We start from the raw sequence: 12,927 nt of genomic DNA, 5'->3' as shown, positions 1-12,927 counted from the left end.
CTGAGGAAAAGAAATCAACCGAGATTCCCTTAGTAGTGGCGAGCGAACGGGGACCAGCCCTTAAGTTGTATTGAGATTAGCGGAACGTTCTGGAAAGGACGGCCATAGTGGGTGATAGCCCTGTACGCGAAAATCCCTTTGCAATGAAATCGAGTAGGACGGGGCACGAGAAACCTTGTCTGAATATGGGGGGACCATCCTCCAAGGCTAAATACTACTGACTGACCGATAGTGAACCAGTACCGTGAGGGAAAGGCGAAAAGAACCGCGGAGAGCGGAGTGAAATAGATCCTGAAACCGTATGCGTACAAGCAGTGGGAGCCCACTTTGTTGGGTGACTGCGTACCTTTTGTATAATGGGTCAGCGACTTATTTTCAGTGGCGAGCTTAACCGAATAGGGGAGGCGTAGCGAAAGCGAGTCTTAATAGGGCGTCTAGTCGCTGGGAATAGACCCGAAACCGGGCGATCTATCCATGGGCAGGTTGAAGGTTGGGTAACACTAACTGGAGGACCGAACCGACTACCGTTGAAAAGTTAGCGGATGACCTGTGGATCGGAGTGAAAGGCTAATCAAGCTCGGAGATAGCTGGTTCTCCTCGAAAGCTATTTAGGTAGCGCCTCATGTATCACTGTAGGGGGTAGAGCACTGTTTCGGCTAGGGGGTCATCCCGACTTACCAAACCGATGCAAACTCCGAATACCTACAAGTGCCGAGCATGGGAGACACACGGCGGGTGCTAACGTCCGTCGTGAAAAGGGAAACAACCCAGACCGTCAGCTAAGGTCCCAAAGTCATGGTTAAGTGGGAAACGATGTGGGAAGGCTTAGACAGCTAGGAGGTTGGCTTAGAAGCAGCCACCCTTTAAAGAAAGCGTAATAGCTCACTAGTCGAGTCGGCCTGCGCGGAAGATGTAACGGGGCTCAAACCATGCACCGAAGCTACGGGTATCATCTTTTGATGATGCGGTAGAGGAGCGTTCTGTAAGCCTGTGAAGGTGAGTTGAGAAGCTTGCTGGAGGTATCAGAAGTGCGAATGCTGACATGAGTAACGACAATGGGTGTGAAAAACACCCACGCCGAAAGACCAAGGTTTCCTGCGCAACGTTAATCGACGCAGGGTTAGTCGGCCCCTAAGGCGAGGCTGAAAAGCGTAGTCGATGGAAAACAGGTTAATATTCCTGTACTTCTGGTTATTGCGATGGAGGGACGGAGAAGGCTAGGCCAGCCTGGCGTTGGTTGTCCAGGTTTAAGGTGGTAGGCTGAGATCTTAGGTAAATCCGGGATTTCAAGGCCGAGAGCTGATGACGAGTGTTCTTTAGAACACGAAGTGGTTGATGCCATGCTTCCAAGAAAAGCTTCTAAGCTTCAGGTAACCAGGAACCGTACCCCAAACCGACACAGGTGGTTGGGTAGAGAATACCAAGGCGCTTGAGAGAACTCGGGTGAAGGAACTAGGCAAAATGGCACCGTAACTTCGGGAGAAGGTGCGCCGGTGAGGGTGAAGCATTTACTGCGTAAGCCCACGCCGGTCGAAGATACCAGGCCGCTGCGACTGTTTATTAAAAACACAGCACTCTGCAAACACGAAAGTGGACGTATAGGGTGTGACGCCTGCCCGGTGCCGGAAGGTTAATTGATGGGGTTAGCGCAAGCGAAGCTCTTGATCGAAGCCCCGGTAAACGGCGGCCGTAACTATAACGGTCCTAAGGTAGCGAAATTCCTTGTCGGGTAAGTTCCGACCTGCACGAATGGCGTAACGATGGCGGCGCTGTCTCCACCCGAGACTCAGTGAAATTGAAATCGCTGTGAAGATGCAGTGTATCCGCGGCTAGACGGAAAGACCCCGTGAACCTTTACTATAGCTTTGCACTGGACTTTGAATTTGCTTGTGTAGGATAGGTGGGAGGCTTTGAAGCGTGGACGCCAGTCTGCGTGGAGCCAACCTTGAAATACCACCCTGGCAACTTTGAGGTTCTAACTCAGGTCCGTTATCCGGATCGAGGACAGTGTATGGTGGGTAGTTTGACTGGGGCGGTCTCCTCCTAAAGAGTAACGGAGGAGTACGAAGGTGCGCTCAGACCGGTCGGAAATCGGTCGTAGAGTATAAAGGCAAAAGCGCGCTTGACTGCGAGACAGACACGTCGAGCAGGTACGAAAGTAGGTCTTAGTGATCCGGTGGTTCTGTATGGAAGGGCCATCGCTCAACGGATAAAAGGTACTCCGGGGATAACAGGCTGATACCGCCCAAGAGTTCATATCGACGGCGGTGTTTGGCACCTCGATGTCGGCTCATCACATCCTGGGGCTGAAGCCGGTCCCAAGGGTATGGCTGTTCGCCATTTAAAGTGGTACGCGAGCTGGGTTTAGAACGTCGTGAGACAGTTCGGTCCCTATCTGCCGTGGACGTTTGAGATTTGAGAGGGGCTGCTCCTAGTACGAGAGGACCGGAGTGGACGAACCTCTGGTGTTCCGGTTGTCACGCCAGTGGCATTGCCGGGTAGCTATGTTCGGAAAAGATAACCGCTGAAAGCATCTAAGCGGGAAACTTGCCTCAAGATGAGATCTCACTGGAACCTTGAGTTCCCTAAAGGGCCGTCGAAGACTACGACGTTGATAGGTTGGGTGTGTAAGCGCTGTGAGGCGTTGAGCTAACCAATACTAATTGCCCGTGAGGCTTGACCATATAACACCCAAGCAATTTGAGTGGACTTCCTGACAGGAGCATCAGATTGCGGTGACTGTGAAGACGACACGAACCGAAAGTTTGCGTCACAAACGCACCGAGCTATCACATACCCGATTTGCTGAAGCGCGCCGCATGGCACGATTCGGTACCCGAATTTCTTGACGACCATAGAACATTGGAACCACCTGATCCCATCCCGAACTCAGCAGTGAAACGATGTATCGCCGATGGTAGTGTGGGGTTTCCCCATGTGAGAGTAGGTCATCGTCAAGATTAAATTCCAGAAACCCTCATCGCTTACGCGTTGAGGGTTTTTGTTTTTGAGGCACGATAAAGTCTTTTTCGTACCGTGCAGATACAAAAAAACCACCTGGTCGAGGTGGTTTTTTATTTTCCGGGAGAATCAATCCCCGCGGTATTCGCACCCGCTGGTGCAGGTCTCGTGAATGCGAACGGCGGACAGCTCCGGTAGCAGAGGCTTCAGCTCATCCCAGATCCATTTCGCCAGGTTTTCGCTGGTTGGATTCTCAAGGCCGGGGATGTCATTGAGGTAATTATGATCAAGGCGTTCGTACAGCGGTTTGAAAATAGCCTTGATTTCCGAAAAGTCGCGAATCCAGCCTGTGTGAGGATCAACCTTGCCTGCCAGATGTATGCCGACACGAAACGAATGGCCGTGCAGACGTCCACACTTGTGCCCCTCTGGTACGTGAGGGAGGCGGTGTGCTGACTCGAAGGTAAACTCTTTGAAAATTTCCACTGTGTATTGGCCCCGGAAAAATGGCGATCGCAGACGCGATAAATGCAGTCGACGAGTTTAACAGCAATGGCCTGAAACTCCATGCAGGGCTTGGGTGTGACGATTCTTTCAAGTGCGATTGATGGCACTCGGCCAGATTAATTCAGTTTGAGTTAAGTTGTACGGGGTAAGGTAATCGCCATAGAAGCATCGACCGCTATGGACACCTCCAGTAATGAAAACGCTGACAACCCTGCTGACGGCCCTGACATGTGTTCTGACGTCTTGTGTCATCCAGGCGCGTGGTGTCGATACGCAGGAGGTATTGCGCCTCAGTAATGCGGGCACTCTCCAGTCTGCTGAAAAGCTCGATGCTAACGCCCTCAGCAAGCACCCTGGTGCCAGCATTCTTGATACACAGTTCAAGAATATATACGGCAGGTACGTTTACAATGTCGAGCTGCGTGACAAGCACGATATTGAGTGGGTTCTAGAAATAGACGCCGCTACGGGCCAGGTCTACAGGAATCATCAGGATAACTAATGAATGTCGACAAGCGTCTCTGTGTCATCCTTGGTTTGAGTCTGACCTGCTCTTTTGTCTATGCCAGAGATCTGAACCAGGATGAAGCGCTCAGTCTGCGGCAGCGTGGGGTGATACTGCCTCTCGAACAGTTTATCGAGCGCGCGCTGGGTCTTCATCCCGGCGCTCGCCTGCTGGAGGCTGAGCTTGAGGAAAAAAATAACATGTACGTGTATGAATTCGAGTTGCTGACCCCGCAGGGTGTTGTCCGTGAGCTCAAGTTCGATGCGCGCGATAGCCGATTGCTGAAAGACGAGGATGATGACTGATGCGCCTGCTACTGGTTGAAGACCATGTTCCTCTCGCGGATGAGTTACTCGCTGCGCTGGGACGGCAAGGCTACGCAGTCGACTGGCTGGCTGACGGTCGTGACGCGGTTTATCAAGGCGCAACCGAGCCCTACGACCTCATTGTTCTGGATCTGGGCTTGCCCGGCATGCCCGGGCTTGAGGTTCTCCAGCAATGGCGCGGCAAGGGCCTGGCTACCCCCGTACTGATTCTGACGGCACGAGGTTCGTGGTCAGAGCGTATAGAAGGCTTGAAGGCGGGGGCTGACGATTACCTGACCAAACCTTTTCATCCTGAAGAACTACAGTTGCGTATTCAGGCCCTGTTGAGGCGTTCGCACGGGCTTGCCAACCAGCCAACCCTGGAGTCTGCCGGCCTTAATCTGGATGAAGGTCGCCAGAGTGTCAGCCGGGATGGCGTTGATATCCAGCTCACGTCTGCAGAGTTTCGTCTGCTGCGCTATTTCATGCTCCACCCTGGACAGATTCTCTCCAAAAGCCATCTCTCTGAGCACTTGTACGATGGCGAAAACGAGCGTGACTCCAATGTCATCGAGGTCCATGTCAATCACCTGAGGCGCAAACTAGGCCGCGCAGTGGTCGAGACACGCCGTGGCCAAGGCTATCTGTACGGCGGAGCCGGAGGTTGAAATCCATACAACGGCGTCTGAGCCTGGGTCTTATCGCCGTTATGGTCGTTGTCGGCCTGGTGATGGCGCAGACCAGTCTCTGGTTGTTTGAAGTGGGCCTGCAGCGCTATCTGGAGTCTGGCTTACGCAATGAGAGCGAGAACCTGCTGGTGGCGCTGGTGCGGGGTCCTGCCGGGCTGCAACTGGATGAACATCGTTTGTCGGGTGCTTATCAGCGTCCGCTGTCCGGCCACTATTTCCGCATGGACTTGCCGCATGGCCACTGGCGCTCCCGTTCTTTGTGGGATTTTGAGCTGCCTCAGCCTGGGGTGGGGTTGCACGCTAACCTTGAGCTCGGCAAGACCGGTCAATCGCTGTTGATGCTGACCAGCGAATACCGAAAGTTCGGCAAGCAGATTTCAATTACCGTCGCCCAGGATTACACGCCGGTCAGGGCGAGCTTTCGTCTCATGCAGCAGATCGGGCTCGGGCTCGGCCTCGCGGCGCTGATCCTGGTGCTGGTTTTGCAGCGCATCACTGTGCGCAGGGCGCTTCGTCCCCTGGAAACCGTTCGCGAACAGATCTTCCAGCTTCAGCAGGGTCAGCGTTCGCAACTAGACAATCAGGTTCCCCTTGAGCTTGAGCCCCTTGTGGCTCAGATCAACCACCTGCTTGCGCATACTGAAGACAGCCTGAAACGCTCACGCAATGCACTGGGCAATCTGGGGCACGCCTTGAAGACACCGCTTGCGGTATTGCTCAGCCTGGCCCTCAGTGGACAGCTGGACGGCAACCCGGCACTGCGCAAGACGTTGCAGGAGCAATTGGAAAATATCCGTCTGCGTCTGGAGCGTGAACTCAATCGGGCCCGTCTTTCCGGGGACGCGCTGCCCGGAGCCCGTTTCGACTGTGATGCTGAACTGCCCGGGTTGTTTTCCACGTTGGGCATGATTCATGGTGCTCACCTTCATTTGGTCAACGATGTCGAAGCAGGCATGCACCTGCCGTGGGACCGGGAGGATATCCTCGAATTGCTGGGCAACCTTCTGGATAACGCCTGCAAGTGGGCCGACAGTGAAGTGCGTCTGAGCATTTTCAGTCAGGCTCAGGGCTTCAGCCTGCTGGTCGACGATGACGGGCCCGGTATTCCGGAAGCGCAGCGCGCAGAGGTGTTCAGCCGTGGCGCTCGCCTTGACGAGCAGATTACCGGTCATGGCCTGGGCCTGGGGATTGTGCGCGATATCGTTGAGGCCTGGGGCGGCCAGCTGCAGTTGCAGGAGAGCCCCGCTGGAGGGCTTCGCGTACGCATTGATCTTCCCGAGCGCACTGCTCCATAAGTTGCCAGCCTGCAACTCTCAGAGTGTTCGTACAAAAAAATACGCCAGGTCTTAATGTCCGTCGGATGCCGCCGATAGCCTGACAGGTATCTCTGACTCATAAAAATAACCATAAGGCCACTCCTATGCGTCTCAGTTTGAAAGCCAAGGTTCTGTCGCTGGCAGTTCTGCCGGTTCTGATATTTGCGCTGGTGATCAGTGCTACCACGGTGTTCATGCTGCACCGACAGGCCGAGCGCGAGGTCAGTGATACGCGAGAGCGTTTGCTCTCTGAAGCCAAAGCAACGTTGCAGAACTACGTTGCGATCGCCATGACGGCCATCAAGCCGCTTTACGAGGCGGCAGCGCCGGGTGATGAAACTGCGCGCGCTAATGCGATCAAGCTGCTTTCCTCCATCAGTTATGGCAAGGATGGTTATATCTTTGGCTATGACTCTCAGGTAATCCGGATATTCCGTAGCAACAGTCCTGATGGCGTGGGCAAGAGTTTCAATGACGCCCGCGATGCGAACGGGGTCTACATCAACCGCGAACTGGTGGCGGTCGGCAAGGCGGGCACTCACTATGTGATGTACTCCTCGGCCCTGCCTGGCAAGACTGAACCTGTGCCCAAGATTGGCTACACGGATTATCTGCCGAAGTGGGATCTGATCATCGGTTCTGCCGTCAATATAGACGGCATTGACGCTAAAGTTGCCGAAGTCAGGCAGAACGTCGAAGCGCGCCTGAAGGAAATGCTGTACAGCATTTTGGGTATCACCGTCCTGGTGCTGGTCATCATTGGCGTCATCGGGATATTGATGGCCGGCACTCTGCTACGTCCGCTCGGTTTGATGAAAAACAATCTGGATGACATCGCGGCGGGTGAAGGCGATCTGACTCGGCGTCTGGCCATTACCAGTAATGACGAGCTTGGTGATCTGGCTGGTTCGTTCAACCGGTTTGTCGACAAGATCCACGGTATGGTTCGTCAGGTCAGTGAAATGACCGGGCAACTCAATGGACTGGTCGGAGAAGTGTCATCCCAGGCACAGCGCTCGGAAACCGCCATGGACCGTCAGCGCCACGAAACAGATCAGGTGGCGACCGCAATCAATCAGATGTCGGCTGCGGCTCAAGAGGTCGCCAAGAGCGCGCAGGGTGCCTCCGTGGCTGCTCAGCAGACCGACGAGCAAGGGCGCGCCGCCAAGCGCGTTGTGGACGGCAGCATCAGACAGATTCATGCGCTGGTAGACGACATCCGCAAAAGTGGCTCGTCACTGGATGTTCTGCAAAAGGACGTTTCTTCGATCGTCAGCGTACTGGGCGTCATTCGCTCTATCGCCGAACAAACAAACCTGCTTGCACTCAATGCAGCCATCGAGGCCGCGAGGGCAGGGGAAGCTGGGCGTGGTTTTGCTGTGGTTGCCGACGAGGTTCGGGCGCTGGCCAGCCGCACCCAGCAAAGCACGCAGGAAATTCAAGGGATGATCGACCGTCTGCAGCAGGGCACTCAGGAGGCTGTTACGGCAATGCGCCGTTCCAGCGAAGCTGGCGACGGGACCTCTGCGCAAGCCAACGAAGCAGGAACATCGCTGGTGACCATAGGTGAGTTGATCGCGACGATCAATTCGATGAACGCGCAAATTGCCAGCGCAGCCGAAGAGCAAACGGCAGTTGCCGAAGAAATCAATCGCAGTGTTCATCAGATCGCAGGTGCAGTCGAAAGCGTCGCCGACGAAACCCGGCAAAGTGCACAGACCTCACGCAGCCTTGCCGAACTGGGCTCGCGCCTTGACAGTCTGGTCGGCCAGTTCCGTGTCTGATGCTTGCGTGGCAGGGGCGCTGATGTCCGCAACAGCCTGCGCCTGCCATCGCGGTCATATTGCCTTCATAGAAGATGGCACTCGTACGTTCAAGTGCTGACTAAGCTGTAGACCGGGCGCGAGGCGCGGTCTACTGACATGGACAGGACATGAACGAAACCACGTTGCAATATAAAACCCTCATCATGCTATTGGTGCTGGTCACCATTGCCTTCATATGGATTCTGCTGCCGTTTTACGGCGCAGTATTCTGGGCGGTCATTCTGGGGATCATCTTTGCGCCTGTGCAGCGCAGGTTGCAGATCAAGTTCAACTGGTCACGCAATCTTACCTCCCTGTGCACCCTGACCATCTGTCTGGTGATTGCGATTCTGCCGGTGATCGTGATCAGCGCCTTGCTGGTTCAGGAGGGCACCACGCTGTACAAGAACGTCGAGACCGGGCAACTGGATATCGCCGGTTATCTCGCCGAGTTCAAGGACCTGCTGCCGCATTCAATCCAGGCACTGCTCGACCGACTGGGCATGGGCGATCTTGAAGGATTGCGCGACAAGATCACCAAAGGGGCAATGCAGGGCAGTCAGTATCTGGCCACTCAAGCGTTCAGCTTCGGGCAGGGCACCTTCGATTTCGTGGTGAGCGTGTTCATCATGTTGTACCTGCTGTACTTCTTCCTGCGAGATGGGCAGGAGTTGGTACGCAAGATACGTACGGCCTTTCCGTTGGGCGAACAGCAGAAGCGTCGTCTGCAACTCAAGTTCACTCGAGTGGTACGTGCCACGGTCAAGGGCAACGTCGTGGTCGCGGTGACGCAAGGTGCGCTGGGCGGTTTTATCTTCTGGGCGCTGGACATCCCGAGTGCGTTGCTGTGGGCGGTGATCATGGCCTTCCTGTCGCTGTTGCCCGCTGTGGGGGCGGGGATTGTCTGGGCGCCAGTGGCTGTCTACTTCCTGCTCAGTGGCATGATCTGGCAAGGTGTAGTGCTGGGGTTGTTCGGTGTTTTCGTGATCGGTCTGGTGGATAACGTGCTGCGTCCGATCCTGGTGGGCAAGGACACGAAAATGCCGGACTACCTGATCCTGATTTCCACGCTGGGCGGTATGTCGGTCTTTGGTCTGAACGGCTTTGTCATAGGGCCTCTGGTGGCCGCACTGTTCATCTCCAGCTGGGGTTTGTTCAGCGGTGCCAAGAAGCCCGTCAGGCTGCCAGGCTGACATACCGTTACGCGTGGCCGATACAGACCCGCGAATGCCCCTGTCGTTATCAGGCAGGGGGATGCGCGGGTTATTCATTTATGTAACAGGCCTGGAACAGACTTCATTCAGAGCCCCTTGCGGCAATGACAGCCGACTCCATGAAGGCTGCCAGATCGGTATTGAAGCGCAATGCTTCTTCCAGAAATGGCGCGTGACCTGAGTTTTCGTACACCTTCGATAGAATCCGCGCATTGAGTTGCCGGGCGCGTGCGATGCTGGGCTGAACGTTGACCAGCTCATCCTTGGCACCATACAGCATCAATACCGGCACCTTTGCTTTGGGCAAGCCTTTGGCCACATCGACAGTCATTGCAGGCGTGGCACGGGTCATCGTCCACGATGCCATCGCAGCATTCGACAAAAGCCGTTCGAAAGTCGGTGCATCTGGCTGTGTGTGGAAGCACAGTCCGAGAAAAGTGCGTACTGCATCAAGGTGTGTCTTCAGGTCCTCTGAACTCAGGCCGGCATATACATGAGGATGGGCTGTAATCAGAGCAGCATTAAGCTCAATGACACCATCAACATACACAACGCCGCCGATCTTCGCGTCACCATAGGCGGCGAGGTAGTTAGACATGACCACGCCCCCCAATGACCAGCCGACCAATACTGGACGCTTGCTGTTCGTGGCTTCAAGTACCGCTGCCAGATCGTCCGCGTAACGGTGCCCGTTTCGGTACGCCTCGGTATTAGCGGGCTTGTCGGAAAGCCCGTGACCGCGCAGGTCATAGGTAATCATTCGATAACGCTGCAGCTGCGGACTAACGATCTGCTTTTCCCAATTGAGGCGGCTGCCCAGCAAACCGTGAATGAAAATCAGGGCTTGCCCGTTCGGATCGCCTGATTCCTGCACAGCGAGTTCGACGCCGTCAGGGGCTGTGACGGTGTAGTGTTTGTCTACTGCCAGGGCCAGTGACGATAGTCCGGTCAGCAGCGCAGCAAGCAAGGTATTGCGCAGCAGGTGAACGAAGCGAATGTGATTCATGAGGCTATTTCCACGCGGTAGAAGTGATGGGCGCACTGTAGGTCGATGACGCAGGACGGTCTATGACGTAAGATCCTGATAAATTGATTGATCGTCCTGAACTCGAAGTGGCCTCTCTCCATGCAAGCCCCGTCAAATGACCCCATCAGCAAGCTGCTGCTCGGTATGCGTCTTTTCGGCGTTCAATACCGCAGGCTGGAAGTTGTGCCGCCTCTGGGTGTTGGCTTCACTAACGCAATCGGACGAGCGCAGTTTCATTTCGTCGGGCGTGGGCCGGTCTGGCTACGCAGCGCTGAGAGCGTTCTGTACAGGCTCGATACCGGCGACGCGGTTCTTATTCCGCGCGGTGGGCACCACGCTGTGTTGACGGCCGAAGACACGGCTGCAAGCGATGTACAGCTGTTTGATCCGTCTACCGGCATCAGCGATGGCGTTCACGATCGGGCTGATGCCGAGGAGGGCGGAGCGGTTGATCGGGCGATTATCTTCAGCTGTTGCATGGAGTTGGAACTGGGCGGCATGCAGCCGCTTGTTGCCGCCATGCCGGATGTCATGCAGGTCAGCACTCTGCTGGAGACGTGTCCCGAGCTGCGGCCCATGCTCGAGGCAATGGAGCGTGAAGCTTTGATGCTACAGGCTGGGCACGCAGGCATTCTGGCACGTCTTGCTGAAGTCGTGGCCGCGCTGCTGGTGCGTGGCTGGGTTGCAGGCGGCTGTGGGAATGCCACGGGCTGGCTCGGTGCTTTGCAAGACCCTCGGCTGAGTCGAGCCATCGTTATGATGCACCAGCATCCAGGCAGACGCTGGACGGTAGCTACGCTTGCCCGTGAGGCCAGGCATTCTCGATCAGTGTTCGCACAGCGCTTTCTCGAAGCAACGGGTAAGCCGCCATTGCAGTACCTGACGGAGCTGAGAATGCGCCTGGCATTGCACAGCCTGAGCCGCGAGCAGCATTCGGTGGAGGCCGTTGCCAATCAGCTGGGGTACGGTTCATTGGCGGCCTTCAGTCGCGCATTCAAAAGAACGGTGGGCATATCGCCAGGCGCTGTGCGGGCCGCGAAAAGCGTCGACGGGTAACCATTTCAGCCGTTTCCGAAGGCAAAAAAAACCCTGCTCGATAGCAGGGTTTTTTGTTTGCAGATGATCAGCCTGCCACGTGCAGACCGGCATTGACCACCAGATCCAGCAGCGGTTGCGGGTACACGCCCAGCACGAAGGTCAGGATCGCGACGGCCAGCAGCATAACGCCGCCAGTGCGCTGCGCCCAGTTGATCGCTGCATCGTGGCGTGGAAGCTTGTTGTCGACCAGATACATGGTGACCATCACTCTCAGGTAATAGAACACGCCAATGGCGCTACCGATCACCAGTGCTCCGATAAGCCACCACAGTTGCGACTCGACACCGGTGGCAATGATGTAGAACTTGCCGATGAAGCCTGCGGTAAGCGGGATACCTGCCAGCGACAGCATCATCAGGGTCATGACTGCCGTCAGGTAAGGGCGACGCCAGAACAGACCGCGGTATTCGAACATCGCGTCGGCATCACGTCCGCTGTAAGGCGAAGACATCATGGTGATCACGCCGAAGCTGCCCAACGAGGTCAGGACGTAAGTTGCCAGATAGACACCAATCGCCTCGACCGCCATGCCTTTGCTGGCCACCAGCGCAATCATCAGGTAACCGAAGTGGGCGATGGAGGAGTAGCCCAGCAGACGCTTGAGGTTGGTCTGAGTCAGCGCCAGAAGGTTGCCGACCAGAATCGACGCTACGGCAATGACTGCCACCACGTCATGCAGTACGCCACTGCTGGCTGCCGGTGAAATCTGGAACAGACGCACCAGTACCGCAAATACCGCCACCTTGCTGGCGGTAGCCAGGAAGGCCGCGACCGGCGCAGGGGCGCCTTCGTAAACGTCCGGTGTCCACAGGTGGAAAGGCACCAGCGACAGCTTGAAGGCCAGGCCGACGACCATCATGCCCAGACCCAGGCTGGCAATCGGGCTTGGCATCCCTGTCGCGGCAATGGCTTTGCCAATACCCTCGAAGCTCAGCGAGCCAGCTTCTGCGTACAGCAGCGCCATGCCGAACAGCAGGAACGCTGAACCTGCGGCCGATAGCACCATGTACTTGATGCCGCCTTCCAGCGAGCGCTTGTTGAAGAAGGCATACGCCACCAGCCCGTAGACCGGCACCGAGAGCAGCTCCAGACCAATGAACAGCCCGGCCAGGTGTTGAGCGCTGACCAGCACCAGACCACCGGCAGCCGCCAGCAGGATCAGCAGGTAAAGCTCTTCACGGTTGCCTGGATACCCAGCCTTGCCGTCACCCAGATAGGCGTGCGCCATGGTCACGCAAGCGAGGGTAGAGGCGAGGATGATCGCCATGTACAGGCAGGCAAAGTTGTCGATATGCAGCAGCGGTGTCACGACCAGTGGGGCAACTTTCAGTGCCGGATAGCTCGACAGCAGGGCCAGGTTGAGACCTGCTACCGAAAGCAGGAACGTTTGCGAGTGATTGCGGCGCCATGCGATTGCCAGCATCACCACTACAACGGTGAGGCTGGTGATCAGCAGTGGCGCAAGCGCAATAAAGTGTTGAATCGTCAGGTCCATAGCGC

At 56.0% G+C, this 12,927-nt stretch carries 10 protein-coding genes, 2 rRNA genes and 1 pseudogene (1 of these 13 running past the window's edge); 10 read left to right on the top strand and 3 right to left on the bottom strand.

All coding sequences use genetic code 11. The features are described from left to right. A 23S ribosomal RNA gene (locus FFH21_RS16680) occupies window positions 1-2,684 on the top strand (it extends 209 nt beyond the left edge of the window). A gap of 160 nt (window positions 2,685-2,844) precedes the next feature. Continuing rightward, a 5S ribosomal RNA gene (gene rrf, locus FFH21_RS16675) occupies window positions 2,845-2,960 on the top strand. A gap of 130 nt (window positions 2,961-3,090) precedes the next feature. Here rrf and queD read toward each other — a convergent pair. Next, window positions 3,091-3,447: a 6-carboxytetrahydropterin synthase QueD gene (gene queD / locus FFH21_RS16670; protein ID WP_002554029.1), complete on the bottom strand. Its 357-nt coding sequence runs from the start codon at window positions 3,445-3,447 to the stop codon at window positions 3,091-3,093. Between the two features lie 214 nt (window positions 3,448-3,661). Here queD and FFH21_RS16665 point away from each other — a divergent pair, with 214 nt between their 5' ends. From FFH21_RS16665 to FFH21_RS16640, 7 genes and pseudogenes are all read left to right on the top strand, one after another. Then, a complete protein-coding gene (locus FFH21_RS16665) occupies window positions 3,662-3,970 on the top strand; it encodes a PepSY domain-containing protein (RefSeq protein WP_004665704.1) in 309 nt (102 codons plus the stop codon). Then, the gene (locus tag FFH21_RS16660; protein ID WP_002554027.1) at window positions 3,970-4,278 is read left to right on the top strand and encodes a PepSY domain-containing protein; all 309 of its coding nucleotides are present in this window, start codon (window positions 3,970-3,972) and stop codon (window positions 4,276-4,278) included. Before FFH21_RS16665 ends, FFH21_RS16660 begins: the two co-directional genes overlap by 1 nt. Further along, on the top strand, window positions 4,278-4,946 hold the full coding sequence (locus tag FFH21_RS16655) for a response regulator transcription factor (RefSeq protein ID WP_004659446.1): 669 nt from the start codon (window positions 4,278-4,280) through the stop codon (window positions 4,944-4,946). The genes FFH21_RS16660 and FFH21_RS16655 overlap by 1 nt, the downstream gene beginning before the upstream one ends. Continuing rightward, window positions 4,943-6,262 carry a sensor histidine kinase gene (locus FFH21_RS16650; protein WP_004659449.1) on the top strand — a complete coding sequence of 440 codons (1,320 nt, stop codon included), beginning with the start codon at window positions 4,943-4,945 and terminating at the stop codon, window positions 6,260-6,262. The genes FFH21_RS16655 and FFH21_RS16650 overlap by 4 nt, the downstream gene beginning before the upstream one ends. 125 nt (window positions 6,263-6,387) lie before the next feature. Further along, window positions 6,388-7,209, top strand: a pseudogene (locus FFH21_RS31130) (cache domain-containing protein); the annotation flags it as partial. A 15-nt stretch (window positions 7,210-7,224) separates the two neighbouring features. Further along, entirely contained in the window at window positions 7,225-8,067 is an 843-nt protein-coding gene (locus tag FFH21_RS31125) for a methyl-accepting chemotaxis protein (protein WP_371217824.1), read from the top strand. Window positions 8,068-8,216: 149 nt separating this feature from the next. After that, window positions 8,217-9,281, top strand: a complete 1,065-nt coding sequence (locus tag FFH21_RS16640; protein WP_004659453.1) for an AI-2E family transporter — start codon at window positions 8,217-8,219, stop codon at window positions 9,279-9,281. Between the two features lie 103 nt (window positions 9,282-9,384). On the opposite strand, the gene FFH21_RS16635 is transcribed toward FFH21_RS16640, so the two are convergent. Continuing rightward, a complete protein-coding gene (locus FFH21_RS16635) occupies window positions 9,385-10,308 on the bottom strand; it encodes an alpha/beta fold hydrolase (RefSeq protein ID WP_011168970.1) in 924 nt (307 codons plus the stop codon). 120 nt (window positions 10,309-10,428) lie between these two features. Here FFH21_RS16635 and FFH21_RS16630 point away from each other — a divergent pair, with 120 nt between their 5' ends. Further along, on the top strand, window positions 10,429-11,385 hold the full coding sequence (locus FFH21_RS16630; protein WP_041924589.1) for an AraC family transcriptional regulator: 957 nt from the start codon (window positions 10,429-10,431) through the stop codon (window positions 11,383-11,385). Window positions 11,386-11,452: 67 nt separating this feature from the next. On the opposite strand, the gene nuoN is transcribed toward FFH21_RS16630, so the two are convergent. Next, complete coding sequence (gene nuoN, locus FFH21_RS16625) at window positions 11,453-12,922, bottom strand: NADH-quinone oxidoreductase subunit NuoN (RefSeq protein WP_011168968.1); 1,470 nt, start codon at window positions 12,920-12,922, stop codon at window positions 11,453-11,455. Between the last annotated feature and the right edge of the window lie 5 nt (window positions 12,923-12,927).

This window comes from Pseudomonas sp. KBS0707 (assembly GCF_005937945.2).
Taxonomy (GTDB): Bacteria; Pseudomonadota; Gammaproteobacteria; order Pseudomonadales; family Pseudomonadaceae; genus Aquipseudomonas; species Aquipseudomonas amygdali.
The sequence above is the reverse complement of the archived record's forward strand: the minus strand, read 5'-3'. Positions and strand labels throughout refer to the sequence as shown.

What these genes read in the sequence shown, in the direction of transcription:
- FFH21_RS16665 (WP_004665704.1), top strand. Translation starts at nt 3,662, where the DNA reads ATGAAAACGCTGACAACCCTGCTGACGGCCCTGACATGTGTTCTGACG.
- FFH21_RS16660 (WP_002554027.1), top strand. Translation starts at nt 3,970, where the DNA reads ATGAATGTCGACAAGCGTCTCTGTGTCATCCTTGGTTTGAGTCTGACC.
- FFH21_RS16655 (WP_004659446.1), top strand. Translation starts at nt 4,278, where the DNA reads ATGCGCCTGCTACTGGTTGAAGACCATGTTCCTCTCGCGGATGAGTTA.
- FFH21_RS31125 (WP_371217824.1), top strand. Translation starts at nt 7,225, where the DNA reads ATGGTTCGTCAGGTCAGTGAAATGACCGGGCAACTCAATGGACTGGTC.
- FFH21_RS16640 (WP_004659453.1), top strand. Translation starts at nt 8,217, where the DNA reads ATGAACGAAACCACGTTGCAATATAAAACCCTCATCATGCTATTGGTG.
- FFH21_RS16635 (WP_011168970.1), bottom strand. Translation starts at nt 10,308, where the DNA reads ATGAATCACATTCGCTTCGTTCACCTGCTGCGCAATACCTTGCTTGCT.
- FFH21_RS16630 (WP_041924589.1), top strand. Translation starts at nt 10,429, where the DNA reads ATGCAAGCCCCGTCAAATGACCCCATCAGCAAGCTGCTGCTCGGTATG.
- nuoN (WP_011168968.1), bottom strand. Translation starts at nt 12,922, where the DNA reads ATGGACCTGACGATTCAACACTTTATTGCGCTTGCGCCACTGCTGATC.